Source organism: Myceligenerans crystallogenes (assembly GCF_039529775.1).
Classification (GTDB): domain Bacteria; phylum Actinomycetota; class Actinomycetes; order Actinomycetales; family Cellulomonadaceae; genus Myceligenerans; species Myceligenerans crystallogenes.
Genome location: NZ_BAAANL010000006.1, coordinates 43,549 through 56,956 on the forward strand (window position 1 = coordinate 43,549; position 13,408 = coordinate 56,956).

At 67.2% G+C, this 13,408-nt stretch carries 10 protein-coding genes and 1 pseudogene; 3 read left to right on the forward strand and 8 right to left on the reverse strand.

What is annotated here, in order from left to right; all coding sequences use genetic code 11:
• Positions 1-84: 84 nt before the first annotated feature.
• A pseudogene (locus tag ABD208_RS14825) lies at positions 85-311 on the reverse strand (TrmH family RNA methyltransferase); the annotation flags it as partial.
• A 357-nt stretch (positions 312-668) separates the two neighbouring features.
• On the opposite strand from ABD208_RS14825, the gene ABD208_RS14830 reads away from it, so the two are divergent.
• The 3 genes from ABD208_RS14830 (at position 669) to ABD208_RS14840 (ending at position 2,665) form a co-directional block, all read left to right on the forward strand.
• Complete coding sequence (locus ABD208_RS14830) at positions 669-1,721, forward strand: AAA family ATPase (protein ID WP_344104265.1); 1,053 nt, start codon at positions 669-671, stop codon at positions 1,719-1,721.
• Positions 1,722-1,727: 6 nt separating this feature from the next.
• Positions 1,728-2,282 carry a hypothetical protein gene (locus tag ABD208_RS14835; protein WP_344104267.1) on the forward strand — a complete coding sequence of 185 codons (555 nt, stop codon included), beginning with the start codon at positions 1,728-1,730 and terminating at the stop codon, positions 2,280-2,282.
• A gap of 188 nt (positions 2,283-2,470) precedes the next feature.
• Positions 2,471-2,665: a hypothetical protein gene (locus tag ABD208_RS14840; RefSeq protein ID WP_344104269.1), complete on the forward strand. Its 195-nt coding sequence runs from the start codon at positions 2,471-2,473 to the stop codon at positions 2,663-2,665.
• 294 nt (positions 2,666-2,959) lie between these two features.
• Here ABD208_RS14840 and ABD208_RS14845 read toward each other — a convergent pair whose 3' ends face one another.
• From ABD208_RS14845 to ABD208_RS14875, 7 genes are all read right to left on the reverse strand, one after another.
• Positions 2,960-3,325, reverse strand: a complete 366-nt coding sequence (locus tag ABD208_RS14845; protein WP_344104271.1) for a hypothetical protein — start codon at positions 3,323-3,325, stop codon at positions 2,960-2,962.
• Between the two features lie 207 nt (positions 3,326-3,532).
• Complete coding sequence (locus ABD208_RS14850; protein WP_344104273.1) at positions 3,533-4,015, reverse strand: hypothetical protein; 483 nt, start codon at positions 4,013-4,015, stop codon at positions 3,533-3,535.
• On the reverse strand, positions 4,012-5,184 hold the full coding sequence (locus ABD208_RS14855) for a hypothetical protein (RefSeq protein ID WP_344104276.1): 1,173 nt from the start codon (positions 5,182-5,184) through the stop codon (positions 4,012-4,014). Before ABD208_RS14855 ends, ABD208_RS14850 begins: the two co-directional genes overlap by 4 nt.
• Before the next feature lie 153 nt (positions 5,185-5,337).
• On the reverse strand, positions 5,338-6,543 hold the full coding sequence (locus ABD208_RS14860; protein WP_344104278.1) for a TIGR02679 family protein: 1,206 nt from the start codon (positions 6,541-6,543) through the stop codon (positions 5,338-5,340).
• The gene (locus ABD208_RS14865) at positions 6,540-10,520 is read right to left on the reverse strand and encodes a TIGR02680 family protein (protein ID WP_344104282.1); all 3,981 of its coding nucleotides are present in this window, start codon (positions 10,518-10,520) and stop codon (positions 6,540-6,542) included. The genes ABD208_RS14860 and ABD208_RS14865 overlap by 4 nt, the downstream gene beginning before the upstream one ends.
• Positions 10,517-11,809 carry a TIGR02678 family protein gene (locus ABD208_RS14870; RefSeq protein ID WP_344104284.1) on the reverse strand — a complete coding sequence of 431 codons (1,293 nt, stop codon included), beginning with the start codon at positions 11,807-11,809 and terminating at the stop codon, positions 10,517-10,519. Before ABD208_RS14870 ends, ABD208_RS14865 begins: the two co-directional genes overlap by 4 nt.
• Complete coding sequence (locus tag ABD208_RS14875; protein WP_344104286.1) at positions 11,806-13,356, reverse strand: TIGR02677 family protein; 1,551 nt, start codon at positions 13,354-13,356, stop codon at positions 11,806-11,808. The genes ABD208_RS14870 and ABD208_RS14875 overlap by 4 nt, the downstream gene beginning before the upstream one ends.
• Positions 13,357-13,408 lie beyond the last annotated feature (52 nt).

Sequence of the window (13,408 nt, forward strand, 5' to 3'; positions counted from 1 at the left end):
TGTCCGATCCCCGGGCTCGGCCGGCACCGCACGAACCCCGCGACGCGGCGGGCACTGTGCCAACCGCTGCCTCAGCAGCAGCCGTCATCGCGTCGCGTAGAACGCCACCGCCGACGCCGCCGCGACGTTGAGCGAGTCGACGTCCCCGCCATCGGGATGCGGACGACGACGTCGGCCGCCTCCACCGCGCCGTGCGACAGGCCGTCGCCCTCCGTACCCAGGACGAGGGCGAGCCTCACGTGGTCGCCCGCCGCGATCTGCGCCACCAGGCCGTCCAGCGAGATCGAGTCGTCGCTCAGCGCCGCCGCGCTGCGAAAAGCAGCACCGCCAGTCGTTCAATTCAGTCGACCACTGTGCGACCTGTCTGCGGTCGCCAGCCTTGTCTCCCAGGTCATCGACGGCCCCGACGATGGCAGTACGGGCGGACTGGTCAGTGCCACCGGGGTGGTGTGGCGCGCCCTGGCCCGCGTGGCGGCGACAGGACGCGGCTACCCCGACCTGCCCGTGGCCGCCGTCCCCCAGGCATGCGGCCACGGCAACCGCCGTGCTGCTCTCGCCGGTTCACCCGCATCCATTGATCTCACCTACGGCGTACCCGGCACGGATGGTGTGAGAACGGACCCGCGAAATCCCCGGTCCGACCGGTCCGGCGACCTAGACTCTGCGCCATGGCGAAACACCCGCTGGCACACCTCGACGCGTCGGCCTTCGGTCCGTTCGACACTCTCGACATACAGCTGGCACCCGGTCTGAACGTCGTCGTCGGCGACAACGCGACAGGCAAGTCCCAGCTCCTCAAGCTGCTTTACGCGGCCACGAAAGCGCTCGCAGAGGCCGATGCACTCACCAAGAAGGACCTCGGGACGGCTGTCGCCTCGAAGCTCGTCGGTGCGTTCCGCCCGGAAAGCATCGGCCGTCTCTCGCGCCGCGTCCGCGGCACAGGTACGACGGGCATCAAGATCAAGTACGCCGGTATCAGCGAATCACTCGGGGTTTCCTTCTCATCACAGGCAAAGCGAGAGGTCACTGTCTCCAGCGTCCCGAACCGCGCGCTTGAGGACGAACCTGTCTTCCTACCGCCGCACGAACTGCTCTCACTCGGCGCATCCTTTGTCTCCTTGTATAATGCGCGCGAGACAAACTTCGAGGAGACGTGGAAAGACACCGTCGACCTCTTGCTGCGACCCGCTCTCCGCGGCCCGCGCGAGCAGCGCGCCAGCAACCTCCTGAAGCCGTTCACGGAGATTCTTCAGGGTGGCACGGTCATCGAAAAAGGCGGACGCTTCTACCTCAAGCAACCGGGCATCGGCAACCTCGAAGCGCCACTCCTTGCTGAAGGCCATCGGAAGCTCGCGATGATCGTCAGGCTCATCGCCTCCGGTGTCCTTCTCGAAGGCGGTTACCTGTTCTGGGACGAGCCCGAGGCCAACCTCAATCCCGCGTCGCAGAAGGCCGTGGCTGGCGCGCTCGTCGAACTGGCGTCGCAGGGCTCTCAGATCTTCGTCGCCACCCACAGCATGTTCCTGCTGCGGGAATTGCAGATGGCTGCTGGTGAGATCGACACGCGCTACATCGGTCTGGCCCGGCGCCAGGCCGACGACGCCGAGGGCCGAGCTCTCGCCGAGGTCACCGCCCAGACGAGCCACGACCTCGACGAGATCGAGTATGTCGCCGCCTTGGAGGCCGAGGCCGACCAGGCCGGCCGCTATCTGGCCTGGTGAGGCGTCATGCCATTCACCACCGCGCCCACCGAGGTGCTCGTCGACGGCACCTGGTTCATGTTCCCGGCCGACTGGCGCACCGAGGTCTTCGACGAACTCCCCCAGTACAAGAAGGCAACACAGCTGGGACTCGAGGGATGCGACGTCGTCGCGCTCGACGGCCTCGATCTGTGGCTCATCGAGATGAAGGACTACACATACCCGGGAGCGCACCAGCCCGACGACCTGGCGAACACGGTGGGCCGGAAAGCAGCCGGCACCATGGCGCTGCTCTACGCCCTCGCACGCGCGACGTCCGACAGCCCGGCGCGAGATCTCGCCGTTGTCTGCTCCGCGGCCAACCGGATCCACCTCGCACTCCACATCGACATCAAGGATGCCGGGCGTGGCGCGAAGCAGGTCCAGCCCGTGCTCATGCCCTTGCAGGACAAGCTGCGCCGTGCACAGAAGGCTCTCGGGATCCACAAGGCATACGTCACCTCGACGCTGGCACCGAACTCCGCGACACCCTGGACCGCCCGACGAGAACCCACCACACGTTCTCTGCACGAGGACCGTTAACTGGACACCCGCACGAAGGGGCAGCCCAGCCGGCCACCTCGGCAGAGATCCTGTCGCCGAGGTAGCGAACTGGCATGCGACCCGCTACCTCGGCGGTTCTATCGAAGGCGTTCGCACTGGTCAGTGGGCAAACATCAACGGCGTCCAGGTTCCCGTGTGGCGGGTCGTCTGTCGCATAGCATGGGGCCATGGCCGCGACGTACGTCGAGAAGTTCCAGATGATCGTCGACATGTTCGAGTTGGGCGTGCAGGCGTACCGGCAGCGTATGCGCCGCGAGCACCCCGAGGCGTCCGACGAGGAGATCGAGGAACGCGTGCGGACCTGGCTGCTCCTGCCGAGCGACAGGCTCGGCAACCGCATCCACCTCCCGGCCCGCGGGTAGCGCCAATGCAGTCCGTCAATTCCGTACTCGCTCAGGCTGAGTCCGACCTGGACGCCCTCGGCGCGCGGTGGGCCGGATCGGCGGCCTCGCTGTAACGCTCCGCGCGGGGCCCGAGACGTCGATATCACCATCGCTGTTTCGGACGATGCCGGGATTATGGCGAGCCTGGTCGAACTGGGCTCGACCTGCATCGCGATCACTCCAGCGGTCGTGCCGCTCTCGACGGGCCACGACCTTGCCGTGCGAGACACCGCCAAGAAAGCGCTCGGATTCCGGATCAAGCCTCATGGGCGGTCACAAGGAGTAGTACGCCTTGAGGCTCACGGCGTTGGTGTGCGCGTACTCACTGATGACTTCCTGCGTGAACGGTTCGACGTCGAGCACGATCTTGCCGCCGTTCGGAACGGTGACCAAGTTCGACAGCTCGATCATTTCCGGCGCCTGCCGGGTCTGGCCTGACTCGGGGTTGTCCCCGATGATGGCCACCGTTCGAACATCGGCACCCTCGTCGTTCGGGTTCTCCAACCCGACCTCGCTGAAGTCGGCCGGGTAGTCGAGCGGTTCTCCATCGTCATCAAGGGGTACCGCATCCAAGGGCGCCGCCCAGGCGGCCGCTTCGACCGGGGTGGCATACACCCGGGCCCAGTTGTCCGGTCGCACCTGAGGGACAACCGGTCAGCCAGATTCCCCCTGCCGACCTGGCCGATCGGGCCGCATCCGGCCACGGCGATCGCAGCGGTGAGAGCGATAGCAGCGCACTGAAGCAGCCGCGACAGGCGGGCAGATCCTGCCACCAATAGCCCGCAGCACTCCGAACTCTCCACCGTATGGGTCATCCAGCGCCACCTCTTCGTGGCGATCTCTAACTCACCGAATCGTGAGACCAGACTCCGCGTCAGCTGGCGGCAAACCGTCTTCGAGGACAGCGACGAACTCGTCGTTGGTCATCACCTTAAGCTCGAACTCCTCCGCCTTGGCTCGCACGGCCTTGTCCTCGGACACCACCACCCAGGTGGGTCCGAACAAGAACTCGTTGTCGGCTCGCCGGCCGTCGAGCGCACAGGCGATCAGTAGCGGATCGGCATTGCCGCGGTTGGCGTACAGATCGACCAGCTTCGTGTCCCCAACAGGAACCGAGGCCATGACGTCGATCAAAAACTTGAGCACCCCAGCCGTGGTTGGATACTCGTTGGCCTTAAGGGTCGCGATGTCAGGAAGGCCACGCGCCTCGTGCAGCACCTCGCTGGGAATGTGGCAGTGCTCGCGGAAGAAGCTGCTCGCTCGTTGGGCACGAGTCAGGCGTGAGAGCGTGTTGTTGTCGACGACGTACTCGTGTCGAGCGCTGCTCATCGCAATGCGCTCCGGAGGTCGTTGATCTGCGACGGCCCGATGCGGTTCAAACACACGGCACGGCAGAAGTCTCTGGGGGAGATCCTCTTGTCGTCAAGCGCATGGAGCATCCTGGTCACGAGCTCACGACCGGCGTACTTGCGTACGCCATTGACCGGGCTCGGCGTACGCGCCTGAGACTTCTGACGATGCTCGTACTCGCCCTTCAGCTTCTCAAGGTGGGCAACCGCAGTCCCCGCACCAAGCCTTTCCAGCCGCATCGCTCGAACCGTCATGGCGCTCGGCGTGACCTTGAAGACGTCGGCCGCTGCTTTGATCTCTTCCAAGGAAGCCAGACTCACGTCCCACAGGGCACTGGCCGGCATGAGCATCTCGCCGACGACGTCGTACTCGTGCTTCACCGTGGAGCCGATGCTGCTCCCGTCGTAGGTGACAGGCGCGAAGATCTTGCGGGCGATCAGCACGCTCATCAGGGTCAGCGTGAAGATTCGCCGTCCGTCGGGCTCCTGATAATCGCCCGGGTCTCCCCCGGCCAGGAAGATGTACGGGACCTTCGCGTCCTTGATCGTCATACCGCTGAACTTCACACCCGTCAGGCGCTGCGGCATGAAGTGCTGGACACTCTGAGACACCAGGACCTGGTTGGATTCCAGGCATGCGATCAGGTGCGTCAGCGCCACACTCTTGTTCCGGGCCGATCGGATGGACTCGTGGGTCAGCCCCAGAGCGCCCATGAGTGTCGCGGCGTCGGCCGCAACGGACTCACCTGACTTCGCGAGTAGTCCCACGATCCGGTTCTTCGTTAGCGTCGTGTCGTGCATCTTGAGCAACTCCTGCTTGCGGAGGAGATCCTTAACGATGAGCTCGATGTCGCGCAGGCTCACCTTGTCCCGGGAGTTGACCGAAAAAGTGTCCTTGTTAAGCCCATTGAGCAGTTTGTCCGTCTTGGTCATGATCTGAGCCTCGACAGCTGACAGTGGCGCGAAGAACAGCGTGTACGGGATCTCGCCATGCCGTGCCAGACGGACGAGATCGTTAAACGAGATCTCCGACGTCCTGAGCGCTCTCTCGTAGTCGACGTAGGTGCTTGCGACGGAGTTCTCCAGGAGCGCGACAAACACTGCCTCGTCGATCGGCGTGCACGTATGGTTGAGCAGTACATCGATCACGACCGTCGCCCACCCCCTTGGATCACCGCCTGGATGCCGGCACACGCCATAAGACGATCGTATCGACGAGCACCGAAACCGCTGGCATATTTGGTCGGCAATGGTCGTGGACTGGCGCGTCCGCTGCGGCGAACGCTTTGGATCGGTGGTCTGTCACTCTGCAGGAGCCGCCATCAGGTCGGCCCGAAGTGCGTGCCAGACCGTTTCTTCGAGGACCGCCACGTCATGCTCGCTGAGAGCCGACGCGAGGTCGGGGTCCCATGGTGCGGGAGTGACCCGCCCAACCCGCGCACCACGACTCGCGACGTGGCACCGGTAGTCACGTACGGACATCCGCCACGGTGTCGCACCCGTCGCATCGATGACATGCGCTGCGATGCGGATCCCTTCGCCGTCGAGGTCGCCGTGGTAGCGAAGGACGTTGCCAGCCCGTGCGAGGCCCGTCAGGAGCAGGAGCGCTGCGCTGCTCGGCCACCCCGCCGTGCACACCATGGGCGGGACGGTTGGCCCGAGGTCCGCGATCGCAAGTGAGATGACCGCCGGATTTTCGACGATCCAGACGGTCGTGGGCTGGGCGAGCGTCGGCGCGCCGTCATGCAGATCGGCGAGGGTGAGGACGACGGCCCGCCCGTCCGCATGACCGAGCTGGCACGTCCGGTCGGAAGGAGTGTCGCCGATTGCGGGGAGCCCTGCGACGAGCACCGTGGACGAAAGGACGTCGTCGAAGACGCCGACGGATCGCCACAAGGCCCGCCGGTCGGCATTGCGTTGTGGTCGCGGGTACCCGCCCCGGACGGCGAGGGCGCCCAGGACGAAAGACGAGACCGCTGTTCCCGGATCTAGAGCGTGGGTGTCGTTGAGCGTGCGTCCGGCGAGAACGGGGAGCGGCTCACCAGGACTCGGCAAGGCATTGAGCACCAGGAGTGCTGCCTCAAGGCTGGCCCGCATGGTGTCGATGGAGCCTCGTACCCCGCTGGCCTCGACCTCCCTCGCCCACGGCTCCAGGCCCAGAGAATTGACGACTGGATGGTCACGGAGCCAGGCCCACAGCGCGACGCGCGCGCCTGCTGCTCGTTCACGATCGGCGGCCTGATCGCCGATCGACCCGTAAAGTGCGGACAGCGACTCGGTGAATGATCGCCTGGTCAGCCGTTCGACGGCGGCCGCCACGTCGTCCAGCCGGATCCTCGCGCCAGCCGTCGGAAGGGACACGAGGCCGAGGAGGTCGGCGATCGCACCCTGCTGGGCGCGGTCGATGGGGCCGAGACGGACTGACTTGACTGGCTTCCCGGTGGAAAGCCGTCGGTGGCACTCACGGAGCAGGGGGTGAAGGCTGTCGGCCCACCCGACATCGGTCACAGGACGGCCTCAAGAGTGAGGATGTCGTCGGGCAGGCCGTCTTCCTGTATCAGGCGTCCGCTGCGCCAGACGAAGCGGGTGGTGGTGACGGCGTCGTCGTCGGCCCCAGCTGCGAGGGCGTGGATGGCGATCTCAGGTACCTCCGGGTAGCAGGCCCACTCGTGGTCCGAGGTGAGGACGAGGTCGAGGTCGAGATCGCGGAGGAGAGCGAAAATCTGGCCGCGGTTCATCTCGTCGATCCCCACGAAGACCTCGTCGAGGAGGATGAGGCGCGGTGCTGCCGGAGTCGCCTCGTAGTGGGCGGCGAGGGCGGCGAAGAGCGGCAGGTGCAGCGCGATCGCCTTCTCGCCACCCGATAGGACGCTATGGGTCTTCTTGGTCAGGGTGCGGTAGCCGTCGATATCGGGGCGCGAGAGCTGGACCTGGAAACGGTGCCATTGAGTGTAGTCGAAGACGGTCGCGAGCTGTTCCGCCCAACTCCGCCCGGAGTCCTGTACGTGGGCGGCGTCGATCCGCTGGCGGAAGAACGTGTGGAGGGCGTCGTTCTCCTCCTCGGTGAGCATGGCCGGGTTGCGCAGCAGCAACGCCCGCGCATCGCGCAGGCCGCCACTGACCTCGTCACGGACATCCCACCGGAGGCGCACCTGGACTCCAGAGGCCGTCCGGACCGTCTTCAGTCGGTCGTTCATGCGATGCACGAGGGCGTCGGCGTCTCGGATCGTCTCGGAGAGGTGCCGCCGCGTATCGCCGGTGAGGGCCTTCTCGAACAGGGCGTGCTCACCCTCGGTGATCTCGGTCCGGGCCTGCGCCTCCTCGGCGGCCACGAGACTCAGGAGATCGGCCATCCCCAGTCGCCGACCGGGCAGAACCGCGACGGGGACGACAACGTCGTCGTCCGGCTCAAGGTGGATCTGCGCCCGACGAACAAGCCTCTCGCGCGACTCGTGGACCCGCTGCGTGAGACGGTTCTGGCCGTGCTGCGCCGAGTCGTTCGGGCGGGTCGCGGGAAGCGTGCGGTCAAGGCGTCGAGCCTCGTCGAGGATGGCGGTGACGCCTGCGTCCCTCGCGAGAGGTTCCATGATCCCGGCGTCGGCGGCGAGCGTCGTGCGCAGGAGCCGCACGAACGCGTCGGACACGTCTGAGCGGTGGCGCAGGGCACGCTGGTGGGCTTCCTCCGACGCGACCTGCGCCTGACCGAGGCGGGCAACCTCCTTGCCCACCTCGGTCAGCGAGCGGTTCAGTGCATCGACGGTTCCGCGCTCATCCGCGATCTTGTCGGCGAGCCTCTTGAGCTCAGTCACCGTCTCCGCGTACGCGCCGCCCAGACGCTGCTCCAGCATTCGGAGCCGGATCTCGTCCTGATCGGCGTCCTCTGTGTCCTCCGTCGCACGATCGCGCCGCGCTCCCGCGTCCATGCTCGCTCGCTCGGCTTCCTCCATCTGCTCGGTCGCCGCGAAGCGCGCGGCCTCGGCGGCCTTCTCCGCCTGGTCACGCTTCCGATCGAGCTCACGCAGTGCTGTGACACCCGCCAAGATCGTCTTGAGCTCGCCGCGTGTGGTTGGCAAGCGGCGCTCCTGCGCTCCGGTCACGAGCACCGTGTGGGCCTGGTCGACAGCATGCCGCGCAGCAGTGACCGCATCGGCGGCCTTGCGCTCGGCACGCTCGCGCTCGGCAAGACGCACGGAAGCGGACTCAGCCTCCTGGCGTGCGACGTCGAGCGCCCCACTTGAAGGCAGCAGTGACGCCTCCGCATCAACCTGCGCAAGGCGGTCGTCAAGGCGTCGGACGGCGGCCGCGTGCGCCTGAGCAGTCTGCTCGCGATCGGCGATCTCCTCCGCGAGCAGCGCCAACCGCTCAACCCTGTGCCGTTCACGGGCCGCCCCGCCGATGTACTGCGCGGCCGGCTTCGCCCAGGCGCCGCGGGCGACACCGAGCCCCCACCGGCCGTCAGGCGAGACCCAGCTCGATGGTGCGGAATGGGACGCGTCGTCGGTCGGGTGGCGCAGTGCCACGGCGTCCAGAACAGCGGCGACCGCGGCGACCGTCATCACCGAGCCCGCTGGGAGGTCAGGGCGAAGAGCCTGAGACAGCCGGGGCCCGTCGACGGCGCGGATCGGAGCCAGGACGGTGTCGTGGCCGACAGGCCACAGGCTCCCGTCGGGACCCAGCCACGCATCAAGCAGTCCCGAGGCCTCGAGTGCGGCCTCGAGCCCAGCCCGGTCGTCCTCCCCGACGTCCTCGTGAAAGTCGACGATCTGCCACAGCCGGGCACCAGGACCATGCTGTTTGTGCCCTGACCTGTACGGCGGCTGATCGGGAGCGACCTGAGGTCGCGCTGCGAGTTCGTCACGTTCGATCTTAAGCCGACGGGCATCTGCTGCGGCAGCGTCGCGGAGACGCGCCTCCCCCTCGCGCTCGCGCCCCAGTACCAGCCGGGTTTCATACCGTGCGCCCTGGACATGAGATCGCAGCTCACCATCGTCAACCGCGGCGAGGAGGGCCGGTTCGTCCAGGCGGAGCTCGGCACAGGTCCTGGACCAGGCCACCACGGCCTCGACGTGCCTCTCTTCCTCCTCGGCTGCGAACATCCGGGCGTCGTCGAGCTGGGTCTTCGCCTCCGCGCGCGATTCCTTGGCTCCGGTGAGGTCGGCCTCGCATCGGCCGCGGTCCGCGACCGCCTGCTCGTATTTTCCGACGAGCACATCCATCTCAGCGATGTATCGTGCCACGACATCGAGGTGCGACCCCAGATCCAGTGATCCGACAAGATGGTCCACACCGAGCGCCTCGGCTTGACGGACCGCCTTCCCGTGAGCGTTCTCGGCGTCGTGCCGCAGCTCGATCGACGTCCGCTGAGCTTCCGTCGCCTTGCCGGCCAAGCGGTCCGCCCACTGCTGCGCGTCGGCGGCGTCCTTCTGGGACCGTCGTGCGATCTTGGCTGACTGCTCGGCCTTTTTCCGCAGGTCTGCGAGGTCGCGGCCTTCACGGTAGGCGTCCGAGTCCTCAAGCGCCTTGTGCTTAGCGTGAAGCTTGCCGAGCAGCGTCTGTGCCCGGTCACGCCGCTCTCCGAGCGCGACCTCGTTCTCCTCGGCCGTCTGAAGTTCGACGGCGCCGTCCCGGAGTGCCCGCGAGGCGCTGTCCACTTCGGTTGCCGCGCTGGTGACAGTCCTGGCTCGCTCACGGAGCAACATGGCCCCGTACGTCCGCGCGGTGTCCAGCAGGCCACTGATCGCTCGCACCTCCTCAGCAAGCTCTGCGAGCTCCGCGCGGCGCTGGTCGAGGCGCTCGAAGCCCTCGGCAAGCTCCTCGATACGCGTCGCATCGACCGGAGGCAGGGCGGAGGACAGGAATGTCGAGAGGTTCTCCGGGTCCAGGCGCTCGGACAGCTTCGGTCGACGCAGTTGCAGAAGCGCCTGGACCAGCGCGTCGTAGCGGTCGCGGTCCATCCCAGGGAAGAGCATTGCGCGGACATGGTCCCGGTAACCACCGACATCGCCCTCGAACACTGTGCCACGGCCGACGAGCGCCGCCTTGAGATGAGCGACGGTCAGCGGCTCACGATCCGGTTGCAGGTCCAGATCGTGCCCAACGCGGGCGTGTGCCACGAAGTAGGCAACGCGGACCGACGTGTCCGATTTGCTCGCCTGGAGTCGCGCCCCAATCGTGACGTGCTCCTCGCCCTCCCTGCCCTCTCGAAACACCTCGAGCCACACGTACCCGACACGGGTGCTGCCCGTAGCACCCTGGCCCATGAGATTCCAATGCATCGTCCGGTCGCCCGAACCGAACGTCGACAGGCGTGAGGCACGCAGGTTCGCGTCGAGCAGGAATGGCAGGAGCAGCTCGAGCGCCTTGGACTTGCCGCTGCCGTTCGGACCGCGCAGGAGTAGCCGGCCGTCGGCGAACGAGAGGATCTCGTCAACGTAGCGCCAGACATTCAGCAGACCAGCTCGGGTCGGCTGCCAGCGGCCGGTCATGCGGGGTCCTCCTGAGGTTCGGGGCGGGGAGTGCCGACCAGGTCGGCATCTCGGTATCGGTGGGCGGCGGGGCGCGCCGTCACGTGGTCGCCGTCGCGCGTGACGAGGTGGTGACGCCCCAAGAGGGCGAGCCCTTCAGCCAGGAGACGGTCCGGGCCGTCGTCGTCCTGGTAGATCCTTGCCCAGCCGCGGTTCGCGGTCAGCAGACCGCGCAGGGCAGTGCGGAGCGTCGCTACGTGGAGGCGAAAATCTGGGGCGCTCGTGAGCTCGGTGACAAGGTGCAGCGCGGCGACCGACGGCGCGCCGTCGCCCGGGAAGAGTTCGTCCGTCGCGACCCGGTCGGGGTCGACCAGGAGATAGCCCTCCCCACGGGTCTCCAGCACGAACCCGGCCGTCTCTGCCGCTCTGCGCAGCTGTTCGCGGCCGCTGATCGAGTCCAGGTAGTCGCGTTGGGCGGGACTGAGCCGGTCGCGGTGGAGCGCAGGGTCGTCGAACATCGCGCGGAGGGTGGAGTGGCGCAGCCACAGGTTACGCCGGGTGCGAGCGGCGTCGTCGTCGGGCGGTGGCGGCGGGTCCAGGTCACGCCGGGTCGCGCGACGGTAGTTCTCGCCATAGGAAGGTTCGTCGAGCAGGCCGTCGACCGCGCCATCGATCCAGCGGTCGCTGTCCAGGTCAACCACGACCCAGGACGCCCCGACCGGCGCCGCGAGCAACGAGAACAGCGCAGCCTGCTCGACCTGGTACAGCACAGGTGTGGCCACATCGTCGGTGAACGACTCGGCCCTGCCCTCCACCGGCTCCAGGACACCCGCAGCCTCCAGCATGAGTACCACGTCAACGAACGCGCGCCGGTGCCCGTGCCTGGTGGTCTCGAACGACGGCAGGCCAGAGTCGGTGGCGCAGGCGCGCGCGGTCGCCTCGGCAAGCTCGCCAAGTGTCACAGCGCGACGGGCCACGAGCTCTGCGGCCGCGACGCACAGCAGGACATAGCGATGCCGGTCGAACGGAACGCCAGAGCGGTGCTGTGTGGCCGGCCGCGAGTCACCGGGCTCGAAGGCTGGCGGAGCGACCTTCACGAGCCGAACCTGCCCGCGGCGCGGGCTCAGCCTCAGCTCCCAGCCGAGGTAGTTCTCGAACCATGCGCCCACCGCGACCCGTCGGCGATGGATCAGGTCATAGCCTTCAGCGTTGTGATGGCGAAGGATCAGCGGCGTACGCAAGAGCAAGCGGATCGCCTTGCGGACCTCCACGGTCTCGGCGACGACAAGCTGGTTCTGCAGGTTACTCACGACGCGACTCCGACAGAGGACAACGGAGCGGCCGGGACCGGGACGACATTGAGCCGCACCGTGAAGTCCGGGCAGTCGAGCTCGCCCGACGTCGTCTGCAACGTCGTCCGTGCGCCATCGACCGGCGGCGTGAGTGTCAGGGTGACCAGCCCGTCGGACGTCCGAACCGAGCGCGGTTCCACACCCGGAACCGCGACGGCCTTACCAATCAGAGCGAGGAGGTGACGGAACGCCGTCGCGTCGAGGCGCGCGATCCCCGAGAGCCTCGTGTCCTCCCCAGCGCCCAGCAACCACAGCGCTGCCACGGCCTCCTCTCGTTCTGCCCGAGCTCGAGCGGCTCGCTCGCGACGCACGACGCTGACATCACGCACTTTCCCCGTGCGGGAGAACACCGCCGTACGGCCGGACTCGCGCAACGTGCGCGACACAGGCACCGGCGGCGCGTCGTGCCAGGACGTCCCACCGGGAACTGCCTCCGGGTCGGTCCGGTCCAGATGCGCGTGCCGCGAGGAGTGCAGACCGAACGCAGCCCGCCAGAGTCGGTGCAGGTCGGCGTCCGTCGGCCCAGCGGCGAACCAGCGCGCCAAGGTGCGGAAATCGGTCTCGAGGCTGGACGGCCTGCGCCGAGCCGCCCAGAGCCGCTCCAGAACCTGCAGTAGTGCAAGGATGGCGCGCCGACCGGCAGAACCCAGCTCTTCCACCCGCGGGCGGCTGCCGTCCTGTGGGGCGAACCAGGCATCCAAACCAGCCCACCGAGCGCGGGAGTGTTCCAACCACTGGTCATCCTGCTTCGCGCTGCGCAGGTGCGGCGGTAGCTCGGCACCCTCCAGCGCGCGGGCCAGGACGACGTCCACCCCGACCACACGCACTCGCTCCAAGGCACGAACGATGCGCGCAACCCGTTCATCGAGGCGCGAAAGGTACTCCTGGAGGTAGGTCACGGTCGCCTGCTTGACGTCGGCGAATGTCTCCTCGTCGACAGCCTCGGCCCGCAGCAGCCGCTGCAGGTCGGCGTTGAACTGCTTCACGTTGCGCGCCAGGCCCGCGAGGTGGCCTTCCAGCTCCTGGAGGGTCACGTAGACCTTCCGATCGAGCACTGCCTCGTCAGCTTCAACGGCGAGGTCCGCGAGTTGATCGAGGCGCTCGGCGACCGCCTCCAGGACGGCCGTCTGGAGTGCGCCGGTCGCCTGGAGCGCGGCAACAGTCGCGACGTGCCCGGCCAGTGCGGCCTCTCCCTGACGCGTGAGGGAGAACTGGAGGTTGCGGCGTTCGTACTCGCGCACCGTGCGGTAACGCTCGGTGTGGTTCTGGCCGGACTCCAAGAGACCCCAGCCCACCATCTTGTCGAGAGCCGCCGCGAGATCCACGTCCTCGACGTCGTCGCGCCAGCCGACCGCATCCAAGTGCCGACGCACATCATCTGCTGACAGCGATGTGACCAGCCGGTCGCTCGCGTCGCCGAACGCATACAGCACCGCGGTGTAGAGGGAATTGCGATCCGCAACGGTGAACCGCAACATCGTGTCCGGGAGCACGACGTGGCGCATAATCCTCCCCGTATCGTCGGGATGGCACAGAGGTGATGACCAGTCACTTGGC

What these genes read in the sequence shown, in the direction of transcription:
- ABD208_RS14835 (WP_344104267.1), top strand. Translation starts at nt 1,728, where the DNA reads ATGCCATTCACCACCGCGCCCACCGAGGTGCTCGTCGACGGCACCTGG.
- ABD208_RS14875 (WP_344104286.1), bottom strand. Translation starts at nt 13,356, where the DNA reads ATGCGCCACGTCGTGCTCCCGGACACGATGTTGCGGTTCACCGTTGCG.
- ABD208_RS14840 (WP_344104269.1), top strand. Translation starts at nt 2,471, where the DNA reads ATGGCCGCGACGTACGTCGAGAAGTTCCAGATGATCGTCGACATGTTC.
- ABD208_RS14865 (WP_344104282.1), bottom strand. Translation starts at nt 10,520, where the DNA reads ATGACCGGCCGCTGGCAGCCGACCCGAGCTGGTCTGCTGAATGTCTGG.
- ABD208_RS14850 (WP_344104273.1), bottom strand. Translation starts at nt 4,015, where the DNA reads ATGAGCAGCGCTCGACACGAGTACGTCGTCGACAACAACACGCTCTCA.
- ABD208_RS14830 (WP_344104265.1), top strand. Translation starts at nt 669, where the DNA reads ATGGCGAAACACCCGCTGGCACACCTCGACGCGTCGGCCTTCGGTCCG.